Here is a 13,802-nt window from a genome sequence, read left to right as displayed (position 1 = left end):
TTTACACTTATCTTAATAATACTTTTATGCATTTCGTATTACTATTCGTCAAATATTTTTTAAACAAAGGAGCGAGTGATGAAGAGATTTTTGGCTTTATTGTTTTTGTTGTTTTCTGCCTTTGCTTATGCAAATGAAAATGCCGTTGTGGTTGCTATCGAGGAGCAAACACCTCGTATAAATCCACTCTATGACGAGGATCACGATCCTACGCTTTCGCTGGTTTTCTCTGGTCTTACTAGCCACGATGAAAATAGCCACGTCGTGCCTGAGCTTGCCAAGTCTTGGCAGGTGAGCGATGATGGACTAGAGTATGTTTTTGAGCTAAGAGATGATGCTTTTTGGCATGACGGGGTGAAATTTAGCGCAAAGGACGTTAAATTTACCATCGAAGCGGCTCAAGATAAGAAGCTAAACGCACCTGCTATCTCAAACTATGAGGTGGTAAAAAGCGTTGAAATTTTAGGAGATTATAAGGTAAAGATCACGCTAAAAGAGCCTTTTCCGCCGTTTCTTGACGCACTTAGCTTTGGCGTTTTGCCTGAGCACATTTTAAAGGGCAAAGATATCGCGACTGATAAATTTAACGACGCACCTATCGGCACTGGCGCATACAAGCTTGTAAAATGGAAAAAAGATGAGAGTTTGGAGTTTGTGGCAAATGATAAATTTTATAAAGGCGAGCCAAAGATAAAAAGGCTATTTTTAAAGATAGTTGGCGATGAAAATTTAAGGCTCGTTGGGCTTAAAAGCGGTGAGATCGATGTTGCGCTCATCTCTCCAACTGGTGTAAATTTCATAAAAGATGATAAAAAATTAAGCTTGCTTAAGTTTAAAAGTGCGGACTACAGAGCTTTGATGTTTAACTTTAATGATCCTCTTTTTCAAGATAAAAATGTAAGGATCGCCCTAAACTACGCGGTCAATAAAGATGAGATAGTTAAAAAACTATTTCACGGATATGCAAGCGTAGCGAACAACCCGATAGAAAAAAGCTTTGCAAATGATGAGGAGTTTAAATTTAGCTACGATCCGCAAAAGGCTAGAGAGCTACTTGAAAAGACTGGCTTTAAGAAAAACAAGGCTGGCTTTTTTGAGAAGGACGGCAAGGAGCTTGGCTTTGACATCTACGCTTTTAATAACGACATCTTAAGGGTCAATCTAGCTAAAATTTTAAGCAGCGAGTTTGAGAAATTTGGCGTAAGAGCCAAAGCCTATGCAAAGCCAAAAACAGCCTTTAGCATAAGCAAGGTTGATAGCTTCGTGATCGGCTGGGGCAGCCCATTTGATCCAGACTTTCACACATATAGAATTTTTGGCGGATTTGCCGACATCGATATCAATGAAAATGGCTGGAATTTTAGCCACTACAAGGACGCAAACGCCGATCTTGCCCTAAAAAACGCAAGATATACAAAGGACGTGGAGCTTAGGAAAAAATACTACAAAGAATTTCTAAAAGCGCTTTTTGAAAATCCACCTTACATTTTTATAGCCTATCTTGACTATCCGCTAGTTTTTAACAACAAAATTTCAGGCATAAAGACGCAAATTTTAGGCCACCATGGGGCTGGATTTTTATGGAACATAAGAGAGTGGCAAGTAAAATAGTGGATAAAAACTTTGTTTAGAGCCATTTTAAAAACAGCGATCTCAAGCCTTGGGTTGCTGTTTTTTATCTCATTTTTTCTATTTTTGCTCATATATTTTTTGCCAGGAAATGTCACTGATGCGATGTTTTTGCGAAGTGAGGCGGTGAGCGTGGCCATAAAAGAGCAAATTTTAGAAAATTTGGGGCTAAAAGATGGCTTTTTTGTGCAGTATTTTAGATGGCTGGCTCACTTTGTCACGGGGGACTTTGGCACTAGTTTTGTAAGTGGGGCAAGCGTTTTTTTACTCATTAAAGAGAGACTTTTAAACTCTCTTATTTTGTTTTTTGCTTCGTTTTTTCTGATAGTTTTTTTATCATTTTTTTTAGGGTTTTTAAGTGCCATTTATAAAAATAAATTTGCCGATATCTTTATAAACTTTAGCTCGTTTTTGCTGGCATCACTACCACATTTTTACATCGCACTCGTGCTAATAGCGATCTTTAGCGTCTATCTAAACGTGCTACCAAGTTCAGGCGCGAACGAGCTAGGCTCTAGCGGCGTTGGGGCTAAATTTATCATCTTGCCAACGCTTGCCATCATCTTGCCACACCTTGGCGCAAACGTGAAATTTGTAAGAGACAGGCTAAATCAAAGCCTAAACGCTGATTTTATCCAGACGGCTCACGCTAGAGGCTTGGGACGCGGCAAAATTTATCTATTTGCGATAAAGCACGCAAGCACCGATATAGTCTATTATTTCGCAACCCTTGTGGCTGGCGTTTTTGCTGGCTCATACGTCATTGAGAGCATTTTTTCATTTCCTGGCATAGGCAAGCTTAGCCTTGATGCGGTGATTGCCAAAGACTATCCAGTCGCACTTGCGACCATTTTGCTAACGGCTGTTTTTGTCGTTTTTGCAAATTTACTGGCTAAAATTTTCGCTATCTTAGCAGATAAGAGAAATTTATGAGAAAAGTCATATTTTTCTTAGCTTGTTTTGTCTTTTTAGCTCTTGTCACATTTGCCTTTGTGACGCCATTTTTTTCTAAATTTGAGCCAAATTTCACTGACTTTATGGCGGTAAATTTAGCCCCAAGTAGCGAGCACATCTTTGGCACTGACATCCTTGGTAGAGACAATCTCATAAGAGTGGCCTACGCGCTTAAAAACTCGCTTCTTATCTTGCTTTTAGCTGGCTTTTTAACGACGCTTTTCTCGCTCATCTACGCATATTTTGGTACGAGCAAGAGCAGAGTTTGTGAGAGTATTTTTGATAAGGGGCTTGATGCTTTTTTAAGTATCCCAAACATCGTTTTCATCATGCTTTTTAGCTCATTTAGTAGTGGCGATCTTTTGATTACCTCTTTTATCATCGCCATTTGCTCGTTTATGCAAGGCGCAAAAGTCTTTATGCAAAATTTAAGACTTAGTAAAAAGTGCGACTATGCCGAGCAGGCTGTGATAAACGGGGCTAGTAAATTTAGCCTTATCTGCTTTGAAATTTTGCCAAATTTAAAGCATCTAATAATTAGCATCTTTGGCATAAACGCGATAAACGCTGTCGTTATGGAGGCTACGCTTGGCTTTTTTGGCGTGGGTAGCGACGCAAATAAAATAAGCCTTGGCATCATGCTAAATGAGAGCAAAGAAGCGCTTTTTCTTGGCTCTTGGTGGATGGTGCTTTTCCCTGGCGTGACGCTCTTTTTGCTCATCCTTGCAACCTCGATCATCACGTCAAATTCAAAAAATGGCAATATAAAAATATGATAGAGATTAAAAATTTAAACGTTTTTTATAAGGATAAGAAGCTTTTGCGTGAGCTTGATTTTGGCATGAGTGAGAGTAAATTTATAGGTATCACGGGTGCAAGTGGCAGTGGCAAATCGCTCTTTGCAAAGAGCTTAATAAGGCTTTTTGATGATGATTTTAGAGTGAGGGCGGATAAATTTAGCATTTATAAAAAAGATATCTTAAAACTTAGCCAAAATGAGCTAAAAGAGCACCGAAAAAAGGTCGCTGCGCTCATCTTTCAAAACTCCGTTGCAAGCCTTCATCCGCTCTTAAACGTGGGCGATCACTTTAACGCATATCTTGGCGGCGATAATAAAACAAATAAAGAGCTTGCATTTGCTTATTTTAGGGAGTTTGGGCTGGGTAATACAAATCTCATCTGGCACAAATACTCATACGAACTAAGTGGCGGTGAGGCAAGCCGCGTGCAGATCGCTCTTGCGCTTTGCCTGAAGCCAAAAATTTTAATCTGCGACGAGATAACAAGCGGGCTTGATAGCATTAGTGGTAGCCACGTGGCGGGCATCTTGGAGAGTTTAAAGGGCAAGATGAGCGTCATCTTTATCTCGCACGATGAGGCGCTGACAAACTATCTTAGTGACGAAATTTGGCAGATGAGAGATGGGCGGCTAAATTTAAAGGAAAATGCGTGAAAATCAGGCTTGAAAACGTATCAAAAAGTTTAAGCTTTAAGGAGCATTTTAACGCTAGAGCTGAAGTACTGCACCTTTTAGAGGGGATAAATTACGAGCTTGATGATGGCGAAAATTTGGCTATTTTGGGTCAAAGTGGCAGTGGCAAAAGCACGCTTGCAAAGCTCATATCATTTAGCGAGCCAAAAAGTGGGGGCAAAATTTATATAAATAATGAAGAGATAACCGATAAAAATGAGCTCAAAAAAGACATCAGATATATCTTGCAAAACCAAAAACAAGCCCTAAATCCAGCGCTAAAAGTAAAAACCGCCATCGCTCACGTGAGGTCATATCTTAAGCTTAGCTTTAGCGAAAATGAGCTTAAAGAGCTTCTAACAAATCTAAATTTAAAAGATGAAATTTTAGAGAAATATCCATCTCAGCTAAGCGGCGGCGAGGCGACAAGGGTTGGGATACTGCTAGCGCTTCTTTCAAAGCCAAAAGTCCTAATCTGCGACGAGATAACAAGCGGACTTGACAACAAGATAAAGCAAAAGATCATAAATTTGCTTTTAGGCCTAGATGAAAAGATCAGCATTATTTTTATCACGCACGATATTTTAAGTGCGATGAAGATAGCGCAAAAGGTGCTAATAATAGAGGCTGGCAAGCAAGTGGCGTGGGGTAAATTTGAAGATCTTGCAAGCCAAAATGTCCTTAAAAAATACCTTGACGCAGCTAAATTTTATGACGCCAAACTTTGATATAATGCAAGCAAAAAAGGGTCAAATTTGCTAGTTCATATCTGCTGCTCGGTCGATAGCCACTACTTTTTACAGCGCCTACGAAAAGATTACCCAAATGAGCGAATAGTAGGCTATTTTTACGATCCAAACATACATCCATATAGCGAATTTTTACTGCGTTTTGAGGACGTGAATCGAAGCTGTGAGAAGCTTGGCATCAAGCTAATATGTGGCGAATACGACTACGAAGCGTGGCTTGGTGGCACAAAGGGGCTTGAAGATGAGCCAGAAAAGGGCAAAAGGTGCGAATACTGCTTTGATTTTCGTATGAAAGACTCAGCTAAAAAGGCGATAGAGCTTGGTCTAAATAAGATCACGACGACACTTTTGATGAGCCCAAAAAAGGACTTTTCTCAGCTTAAAAAGGCGCTTGATGAGGCGGTGGCTGGCTTAAATTTAGAAGCGGTTGCGGTTGATTATAGAAAAAATGGCGGCACAAGCGAGCAGTTTATCCTTGCTAAAAAAGACAAGCTCTATCACCAAAACTACTGTGGCTGCGTCTTTGCGCTAAAAAAGCAGCGCGACTCGCAAAATTTACCCCAAAGTGAGCTAATGAGCGAGCTGCACGCAAGGGCGCTTTATGGAAGCATAGAAGCTAGGCTTGAGCTTTACAAAAAGGTGCGCCTTTGCGAGGCGAGAGGAGAGAAATTTCACCTTTTTAGAAGGCGATTTTTAAACTACAGGCTTTTGCGCGCTAGTGTTAAATTTGATGGAGTTGTGGTGCCAAGCTACTTTGTGCTCTACTCTGGCTTTAAAAGAGAGAATTTAAAGCTTAATGTAGAGCGCGACTGCGAAATGGACGATGAGCTAAAAGAGGGCGCGATATTTATGAGCATAGAGCGCTTTAATAAATTTACAAATAGCAAATTTAAAAGCGTTGATGAGCTTTGTAAAAAGCCGCTTGAGCTTGACGCTGAGATGAAATTTCGTAGGCAGATATGCGGGGAGTTTTCGCAAAATCCTATCATCATCTTAGACGAGGTCAAAAAGGGCAGCTACGAAATTTACGCAAAGGCTGTTTTTTACAACGACAGCGAAGAAATTTTGGTTTTAGAGAGCTAAATTTAGACCTACTAAGGCTAAATTTCAGAGATTTTAAAAGAGGCTAATAATTTTTTTCTTAGTATAAATTTGTTACAATCTGCGAAAATTTACATTACTAAGGCTAAAACGTGATAGACGTCGTAGAAATTCAAAAAATTCTCCCACATAGATTTCCTTTTTTGCTTATCGATAGAGTTGTCGAGCTAGAGCCTGCAAAAAACATCGTCGCTTATAAAAATGTAACCATTGGCGAGCCGATATTTCAGGGGCACTTCCCAGGCCACCCGATCTATCCTGGCGTGATGATCATTGAGGGTATGGCGCAAGCTGGCGGCGTGCTAGCGTTTAAGAGTATGAGCGATGAGCATCAAGCTGGCATCGAGAACAAAGTGGTCTATTTTATGAGCATAGACGGAGCGAAATTTCGCCATCCAGTCCGCCCTGGAGATAGACTAGAGTATAGATTAAATGTATTAAAACACAAAGGCAATATCTGGGTGCTCGAGGGCAAAGCATACGTCGATGATGTGCTATGCGCCGAGGCTGAACTAAAAGCGATGATAGTCGATAAATAGGCTTTTGCTTAAAAAAGAGAGACAATGAAAAATATCCACCAAACAGCTGTTATAGAAGATGGAGCGATAATAGGAGATGACGCAAATATCGAGGCTTACGCCTTTGTGAGCAAAGATGCAGTCCTTGGCAACAACGTCACGATAAAACAAGGTGCAAGGGTGCTTGGCAAGACGAAGATCGGCGATAACTCTCGTGTATTTAGCTACGCGATCGTGGGCGACATCCCGCAAGATATCAGTTATAAAGACGAGGTCGATACTGGCGTCATCATCGGCGAGCACGCAACTATACGTGAGTTTTGCACGATAAACTCAGGCACGCACAAGGGCGATGGTATAACAAGGATCGGCGATAACGCCTTTATCATGGCATACTCCCACATCGCACACGACTGTATAATAGGCAGTAACGTCATTTTGGCAAATAATGCAACACTAGCTGGCCACGTCGAGCTTGGCGACTACGCTGTTGTGGGCGGTCTTACGCCTATTCACCAGTTTGTTAGAGTGGGTGAGAGCTGCATGGTCGCAGGGGCTAGTGCGCTAAGCCAAGATGTAGTGCCATTTTGCCTAGCTGAGGGCAACAGAGCCTATATAAGAAGCTTAAATTTAGTTGGCATTAGGCGTAGATTTGACAAAGAGCAGGTTGAAGAGCTTGTTCGCGCTTATAAATTTTTGTTTAATCAAGGCATCAGCCTAAAAGATCAAGCAAACGAGCTGATCGTAAAAACCAGCGACGAAAACGTAAAGAAAATGTGTAAATTTATATTAGAAACGACAAGAGGAATTCCGCTTGCAAAAGGAAGAGATTAATGGCTAGAAAGTGTAATTTTTGTGGCGAGGCTGAGTCTGCTGAGAGAAGATTATTAGCAGACATCGAAGGAAACGCCTATATATGCGAGTACTGTATAGCAGCAGCATACGATATGATACATGGTGATACGAGTGTAGAAGAGAGTAAAAGTGAAGAGGCGATAGAGTATCAAAAGCTCACACCAAAGGAGCTAAAAGCAGTACTTGATAACTACGTGATCGGTCAAGATAGGGCTAAAAAGGTCTTTAGCGTCGGCGTATATAACCACTATAAGAGAATTTTTAAACAAAGCGACATCAAAGACGACACCGAAATTTCAAAGTCAAACATCTTGCTTGTTGGCCCAACTGGAAGCGGCAAGACGTTGATGGCTCAGACTTTGGCGAGATTTCTTGACGTGCCTATCGCGATTTGCGACGCGACAAGCCTAACTGAGGCTGGATATGTCGGCGAGGACGTTGAAAATATCCTTACAAGGCTCTTGCAAGCTGCAAATGGCGACGTGAAAAAGGCGGAGCAGGGCATTGTATTTGTCGATGAGATCGATAAGATCGCTAGAATGAGCGAAAATAGAAGCATCACAAGAGACGTTTCAGGTGAGGGCGTGCAGCAAGCGCTTTTAAAGATCATCGAAGGAAGTGTTGTAAATATCCCACCAAAAGGCGGCAGAAAGCATCCAAATCAAGACTTCATCCAGATAGATACGACAAATATCTTATTTGTTTGCGGTGGTGCATTTGACGGACTTCTTGACATCATCGAGCGCAGAGTTGGTAAAAACGTACTTGGCTTTAACCAAGAAAAACGTGGCAAAAACGAAAAAGAAAATTTACTAAGTCTGCTTGAGCCAGACGATCTTGTAAAATATGGCCTCATCCCAGAGCTAATTGGCAGACTTCACGTGGTGGCTACATTAAATGAGATAACAAAAGAGGATATGGTTAAAATTTTGACCGAGCCAAAAAATGCGATATTAAAACAATATCAAAAGCTCTGTGCGATCGACGGCGCTACGCTTAAATTTGATGATGAAGCGCTTGAAGAGATAGCGAGCCTTGCTATCGAGCGAAAGACTGGAGCAAGAGGGCTTAGAAGCATAATGGAAGAGCTCATGACAGATATAATGTATGATCTGCCAGAGCTAAAAGACTACGATATCGTGATCTCAAAAGAGACGGTAAAAGATAAGGCAAAGCCGATTTTGGTAAAGCACAATAAATTAACAGCGTAAAGGAAATAGATGTTTTTAGATCAGGTTATAGGTTTTTTCTCAAGTGATATGGGTATAGATTTAGGTACGGCAAATACTTTGGTTTTGGTAAAAGATAAGGGAATAATCATAAACGAACCATCAGTTGTTGCAGTAAGACGTGAAAAATATGGAAAACAAAAAATTCTAGCAGTCGGCCATGCTGCAAAAGAGATGGTAGGAAAAACTCCTGGCGATATCGAGGCGATAAGACCGATGAGAGATGGTGTTATCGCGGACTTTGACATGACAGAGAGAATGATACGCTACTTCATAGAAAAGACTCATAGAAGGAAAAATTTCTTACGCCCAAGGATCATCATCTCAGTTCCTTACGGACTTACTCAGGTTGAGAGAAAGGCTGTTAGAGAGAGCGCACTAAGTGCTGGTGCAAGAGAGGTATTTTTGATAGAAGAGCCTATGGCAGCGGCTATCGGAGCAAATTTACCAGTTCGCGAGCCACAAGGCAACCTTGTAGTTGATATCGGCGGTGGCACAACTGAGATCGGCGTCGTCTCGCTTGGCGGTTTAGTTATCTCAAAGTCTATCCGCACAGCTGGCGATAAGATAGATAGCAGCATTGTTAATTACATAAAAGAAAAATACAACTTACTAATAGGCGAGAGAACAGGCGAGGAGATAAAGATCGCTGTGGGCTCTGCTGTTCAGCTTGAAAAAGAGCTAAGCGTAGTGGTAAAAGGACGCGACCAAGTGAGCGGTCTTTTAAGCAGGGTTGAGCTAACAAGCGAGGATGTGAGAGAGGCGATGAGAGAGCCGCTAAAAGAGATCGCAGATGCGCTAAAAACCGTGCTTGAGATGATGCCGCCTGATCTTGCTGGCGATATCGTCGAGACTGGTATCGTGCTAACTGGCGGTGGAGCGCTCATTAGAGGGCTTGACAAGTTCTTGTCTGATATCGTTAAGCTTCCAGTATTTGTAGCTGATGAGCCGCTTCTTGCTGTTGCTAGAGGCACAGGCAAGGCACTTCAAGAGATCGGACTTTTACAACAGCTAACAAATGAAGAGTAAGATTGTTCTTTTTGTTTTTATAGCGTTGCTCGCTGGCGCCTCGATGTTTAAGGGCGAGATTTTAAGCAACATCTCTATCAAATTTAGCAACTACGCTATAAATTCATACGACAATTTTGCCAAAAGCGTGAAAGATTACATAAACGAATATTTTAGGCAGGCTAGCGAGATAGAAAAACTAAGAGCGCAAAACAAAGAGCTAGAGCGTTCAGCCACGCTTTTATCTACTTTTGCAAACGAGCTAAATCAAATTTTAAAAGATAAAAACTCAACTGCCTACGCCCCAGCTGTAAAGCTAGTAAAAGGGCTTAGCTATGTGCATATCGGGGATTATAATAAAATTTGGATAAGCGAGTTTGAAGGATACGACCCAAATAAAATTTACGGGCTCATCTATCAAGGAAGCAGCGCTGGTATCGTCATCGCAAAAGATGGCAAGCCACTAGCATACTTGCAAAATGACCCAAAAAGTATATTTGCAGTCTATATAGGAAACGACAAAATTCCAGGCGTCGCGCATGGAAATCAAGGCCAAATAATGGTGAAATTTATCCCACAATGGCTCAGCCCAAAAGAGGGCGACGAGGTCTTTACGAGCGGGCTTGACGGGATATTTTTTAGTGGGGTGCCAGTAGGGCGCGTGAGTAAAATTTTAAAAGAGAGCTCCTATCAAAGCGTGATAGTTGAGCCCTATGCAAAGCTAAACATACCAAACTACCTATACGTTGTAACAAAGGAAAAATGATGCCAAAAAGAACAGATATAAATACCATTTTGCTAATCGGCTCAGGCCCTATCGTCATCGGTCAAGCCTGCGAATTTGACTACTCAGGCACGCAAGCAGCCAAGACGCTAAAAGAGCTTGGATACCGCGTAGTGCTTATAAACTCAAACCCAGCTACCATCATGACTGACCCAAATTTTGCCGATGCAACGTATATTGAGCCGATCACAAAAGAGAGCATTTTAAAGATCATCGAAAAAGAAAATATTGACGCCATCTTGCCAACGATGGGCGGTCAAGTGGCGCTAAATGCCGCTATGGAGGTCTTTGAGAGCGGACTTTTAAAAGATGTTAAATTTCTTGGTGCAAACCCAGAAGCGATAAAAAAGGGCGAAGATAGACAAATTTTTAAAGCGACCATGCAAAAGATCGGCATGGACCTGCCTGAGAGTAGATATGCTTATAACATGGACGACGCGCTAAATGCGGCAAACGAGATAGGCTTTCCACTTATCATAAGAGCTAGCTACACGCTTGGTGGCGCAGGAAGTGGCGTGGCTTATAATATGGACGAATTTAAAGAGCTAGCCAACACCGGCCTTGACGCAAGCCCGATACATGAAATTTTGATAGAAGAGAGCTTGCTTGGCTGGAAAGAGTATGAGATGGAGGTCATTAGAGATAGAAATGACAACTGCATCATCGTCTGCTCGATCGAAAATTTCGACCCAATGGGCGTGCATACAGGCGATAGCATCACGGTTGCGCCAGCACTCACGCTCACAGATAAGGAGTATCAAGCGATGCGTGACGCTAGCTTTGCCATACTTCGCGAGATAGGCGTTGATACTGGCGGTAGCAACGTGCAGTTTGCCATAGATCCAAAAACTGGCCGCATGATCGTTATCGAGATGAACCCACGCGTTAGCCGAAGCTCAGCACTTGCCAGTAAGGCTACTGGCTACCCGATCGCAAAGGTAGCGACACTGCTTGCAGTTGGTTTTAGCCTAGATGAGATCAAAAACGACATCACAGGCACGCCTGCTAGCTTTGAGCCAGTGATCGACTACATCGTGACAAAGATCCCACGCTTTACATTTGAGAAATTCCCAGGATCAAACCCATATCTAGGCACTGCGATGAAGTCAGTTGGCGAGGTTATGGCGATAGGTAGGACATTTAAAGAGAGCATCCAAAAGGCGCTTTGTAGCCTAGAGCGCGATTTTTGCGGATTTAACAGCCTTAGTTTAGAGAAAAACGCTTTGATTTATGGCATTAGAAATGCAAATGAGAGAAGAATTTTATATCTAGCACAAGCCTTTAGAGATGGCTTTAGCGTGGCTGAGGTGCATGAGTTTAGCAAGATCGATCCTTGGTTTTTGGAGCAAATTTATGAGATAGTTAAATTTGAAGATAAGATCGATATGGATATCTTAAACAACGAAGAGCTACTGCGAGAGGCCAAAAGTATGGGCTTTTCAGACAAGATGATAGCTGTGCTTATAAATGAAAAAGACGATCTTGAGCTTAGCCAAAATGACATCTATTTTGCCAGAGAGAAGCTTGGTATCGAGCTTGAATACAACGAGGTCGATACTTGCGCGGGCGAATTTAAGGCGCTAACGCCATATCTTTACTCAACCACAAATATCACTAAATTTCCTAAAAAAGAGCCTATAAAAGACGCTAAAAAGGTGATGATAATAGGCGGTGGTCCAAACAGGATCGGCCAGGGCATAGAGTTTGACTACTGCTGCGTGCATGCAAGCTACGCCCTAAGAGACCTTGGCATAAAAACGATAATGTATAACTGCAACCCAGAAACCGTCTCAACCGACTACGACACGAGCGATATTTTATATTTTGAGCCGATCGATTTTGAACACGTTAGATCAGTCATCGAGCGCGAAATGCCAGACGGCGTGATCGTGCATTTTGGTGGCCAAACTCCGCTTAAATTTGCAAAACGCCTAAGCGTGATCGGTGCTAAGATCATCGGCACAACCGCAAGAGTGATCGACGTGGCCGAAGATAGAAAGAAATTTAGCGAATTTATAAATAAAATAGGCGTCCTTCAGCCTAAAAACGACACTGCCACTAGCTTAGAAGAAGCCTTGCAAAAGGCCGCAACTATCGGCTATCCAGTACTTGTTCGCCCAAGCTACGTCCTAGGCGGCAGAGCGATGAGAAGGGTGCATAACGAGAGCGAGCTAAAAGAGTATATGAGCGAGGCAGTAAAGGTTAGCAACCACTCGCCAGTGCTACTTGATAAATTTTTACAAGATGCAAAAGAGCTCGATGTAGACGCGATATGTGACGGCAAAGAGGTCTATATAGGCGCTATAATGGAGCACATCGAGGAGGCTGGAATTCACTCTGGCGACTCAGCTTGCATATTGCCACCAATGAGTTTAAGCGATGAGATGATAAAAAAAGTGGAGAAGCAAACTAGAGATATCGCGCTAAATTTAGGCGTTGTCGGCCTTATGAATATCCAGTTTGCTATCTATGAAAACGAGCTTTATATGATCGAGGTAAATCCTCGCGCGAGTAGGACCGTGCCGTTTGTGAGCAAGGCTACTGGCGTGCCTATGGCAAAGGTGGCTACAAGAGTTATGTGGCAGGGAAATTTACGTGAGGCGCTTAAATTTTATGATGATTACAAGGTCGTTTATGAAGATGGTGACATCTTAAAACCTCGCGTAAGCTCGCATGTTTGTGTAAAAGAGTGCGTGCTACCGTTTAACAAGCTAAGTGGCGCCGATCTCATCCTTGGCCCTGAGATGAAGAGCACAGGCGAAGTCATGGGTATCAGTCACGACTTTGCAAGCTCATTCGCAAAGAGCCAGATCGCTGCGAGCAACACTTTGCCAAGCAAGGGCAGGGTGTTTTTAACGCTAGCTGACGCTGATAAGTCTTACGCACCCGATCTTGCAAAAGAGCTAATAGCCCTTGGTTTTAGCATCGTCGCAACTGGTGGCACGCATAAAATTTTAAGCGAAGCTGGCGTGGAGGCTGAGTTTGTCTATAAGATAAGCGAGGGCAGACCAAACGTCGAAGATAGGCTTAAAAACGGCGATATCGCGCTTGTTATAAACACAAGCGATACAAAATCAAGCGTAGATGATGGCAAAAAGATCCGCCAAAATGTACTTAGATTTAAAATTCCATATTTTACAACTATCCGTGCAGCACTAGCAGCTGCCAAGTCGCTAAGCACAGTTCAAACTGGCAAAGCACTCGAGGTAAAAAGCTTGCAAGAGTATCTAAGCGAGAAATAATAAATTTAGTGGCAGTTTTGGCTGCCACTAGCTAAATTTCACTTTTCTATTTGATTAGCTATTTTTTAAAGCGTTAGCCACCTTTAGAGCGCTTGCAAATGCAAAATGTAAGTTATATCCACCAAGCATACCAGTGATATCTAAAACTTCACCTATAAAATAAAGCCCCTTTACGCTTTTGCACTCTAAATTTTCATCTAAAAACTCTGTTTTTACACCGCCTTTTGTAACTTCAGCCCTTTCAAAGCCAAATGTCCCAGCT

General features: G+C 42.2%; 13 protein-coding genes. 12 read left to right on the top strand and 1 reads right to left on the bottom strand.

Translation table 11 applies throughout. The features are described from left to right. The first annotated feature begins 78 nt into the window (after window positions 1-78). From F3G98_RS00750 to carB, 12 genes are all read left to right on the top strand, one after another. Window positions 79-1,611: an ABC transporter substrate-binding protein gene (locus F3G98_RS00750; protein WP_149725617.1), complete on the top strand. Its 1,533-nt coding sequence runs from the start codon at window positions 79-81 to the stop codon at window positions 1,609-1,611. Between the two features lie 12 nt (window positions 1,612-1,623). Further along, entirely contained in the window at window positions 1,624-2,562 is a 939-nt protein-coding gene (locus F3G98_RS00745; RefSeq protein WP_149725616.1) for an ABC transporter permease, read from the top strand. Beyond that, window positions 2,559-3,359 carry an ABC transporter permease gene (locus tag F3G98_RS00740; RefSeq protein ID WP_107804959.1) on the top strand — a complete coding sequence of 267 codons (801 nt, stop codon included), beginning with the start codon at window positions 2,559-2,561 and terminating at the stop codon, window positions 3,357-3,359. The genes F3G98_RS00745 and F3G98_RS00740 overlap by 4 nt, the downstream gene beginning before the upstream one ends. Further along, a complete protein-coding gene (locus F3G98_RS00735; protein ID WP_149725615.1) occupies window positions 3,356-4,036 on the top strand; it encodes an ATP-binding cassette domain-containing protein in 681 nt (226 codons plus the stop codon). The genes F3G98_RS00740 and F3G98_RS00735 overlap by 4 nt, the downstream gene beginning before the upstream one ends. Then, window positions 4,033-4,782 (top strand): ATP-binding cassette domain-containing protein, encoded by a 750-nt coding sequence (locus tag F3G98_RS00730; protein WP_149725614.1) that lies wholly within the window; start codon window positions 4,033-4,035, stop codon window positions 4,780-4,782. The genes F3G98_RS00735 and F3G98_RS00730 overlap by 4 nt, the downstream gene beginning before the upstream one ends. Window positions 4,783-4,809: 27 nt before the next feature. Continuing rightward, window positions 4,810-5,886, top strand: a complete 1,077-nt coding sequence (locus tag F3G98_RS00725) for an epoxyqueuosine reductase QueH (protein ID WP_149725613.1) — start codon at window positions 4,810-4,812, stop codon at window positions 5,884-5,886. Window positions 5,887-5,996: 110 nt separating this feature from the next. Then, window positions 5,997-6,443 (top strand): 3-hydroxyacyl-ACP dehydratase FabZ, encoded by a 447-nt coding sequence (fabZ, locus tag F3G98_RS00720; RefSeq protein WP_004317884.1) that lies wholly within the window; start codon window positions 5,997-5,999, stop codon window positions 6,441-6,443. Between the two features lie 24 nt (window positions 6,444-6,467). Further along, on the top strand, window positions 6,468-7,256 hold the full coding sequence (lpxA, locus tag F3G98_RS00715) for an acyl-ACP--UDP-N-acetylglucosamine O-acyltransferase (RefSeq protein ID WP_103616929.1): 789 nt from the start codon (window positions 6,468-6,470) through the stop codon (window positions 7,254-7,256). After that, window positions 7,256-8,488 (top strand): ATP-dependent Clp protease ATP-binding subunit ClpX, encoded by a 1,233-nt coding sequence (clpX, locus tag F3G98_RS00710; RefSeq protein WP_148824895.1) that lies wholly within the window; start codon window positions 7,256-7,258, stop codon window positions 8,486-8,488. Before lpxA ends, clpX begins: the two co-directional genes overlap by 1 nt. Window positions 8,489-8,497: 9 nt before the next feature. Beyond that, window positions 8,498-9,535: a rod shape-determining protein gene (locus tag F3G98_RS00705; protein WP_002939972.1), complete on the top strand. Its 1,038-nt coding sequence runs from the start codon at window positions 8,498-8,500 to the stop codon at window positions 9,533-9,535. Further along, on the top strand, window positions 9,525-10,280 hold the full coding sequence (gene mreC, locus F3G98_RS00700; protein WP_004317872.1) for a rod shape-determining protein MreC: 756 nt from the start codon (window positions 9,525-9,527) through the stop codon (window positions 10,278-10,280). Before F3G98_RS00705 ends, mreC begins: the two co-directional genes overlap by 11 nt. Further along, the gene (carB, locus tag F3G98_RS00695; RefSeq protein WP_103607780.1) at window positions 10,280-13,540 is read left to right on the top strand and encodes a carbamoyl-phosphate synthase large subunit; all 3,261 of its coding nucleotides are present in this window, start codon (window positions 10,280-10,282) and stop codon (window positions 13,538-13,540) included. Before mreC ends, carB begins: the two co-directional genes overlap by 1 nt. A gap of 54 nt (window positions 13,541-13,594) precedes the next feature. On the opposite strand, the gene F3G98_RS00690 is transcribed toward carB, so the two are convergent. Beyond that, window positions 13,595-13,802: NAD(P)/FAD-dependent oxidoreductase (locus F3G98_RS00690; protein ID WP_188116955.1), on the bottom strand; the 208-nt coding region annotated here is incomplete at its 5' end.

The organism is Campylobacter concisus (assembly GCF_902460895.1).
Classification (GTDB): Bacteria; Campylobacterota; Campylobacteria; order Campylobacterales; family Campylobacteraceae; genus Campylobacter_A; species Campylobacter_A concisus_BC.
Note: the sequence above shows the minus strand (reverse complement) of the source record. Positions and strands in the feature narration are given on the sequence as shown.

Excerpts from the sequence above, each read along its gene's own strand:
- F3G98_RS00750 (WP_149725617.1), top strand. The coding sequence starts at position 79 with ATGAAGAGATTTTTGGCTTTATTGTTTTTGTTGTTTTCTGCCTTTGCT.
- F3G98_RS00740 (WP_107804959.1), top strand. The coding sequence starts at position 2,559 with ATGAGAAAAGTCATATTTTTCTTAGCTTGTTTTGTCTTTTTAGCTCTT.
- F3G98_RS00735 (WP_149725615.1), top strand. The coding sequence starts at position 3,356 with ATGATAGAGATTAAAAATTTAAACGTTTTTTATAAGGATAAGAAGCTT.
- lpxA (WP_103616929.1), top strand. The coding sequence starts at position 6,468 with ATGAAAAATATCCACCAAACAGCTGTTATAGAAGATGGAGCGATAATA.
- clpX (WP_148824895.1), top strand. The coding sequence starts at position 7,256 with ATGGCTAGAAAGTGTAATTTTTGTGGCGAGGCTGAGTCTGCTGAGAGA.
- F3G98_RS00705 (WP_002939972.1), top strand. The coding sequence starts at position 8,498 with ATGTTTTTAGATCAGGTTATAGGTTTTTTCTCAAGTGATATGGGTATA.
- mreC (WP_004317872.1), top strand. The coding sequence starts at position 9,525 with ATGAAGAGTAAGATTGTTCTTTTTGTTTTTATAGCGTTGCTCGCTGGC.
- carB (WP_103607780.1), top strand. The coding sequence starts at position 10,280 with ATGCCAAAAAGAACAGATATAAATACCATTTTGCTAATCGGCTCAGGC.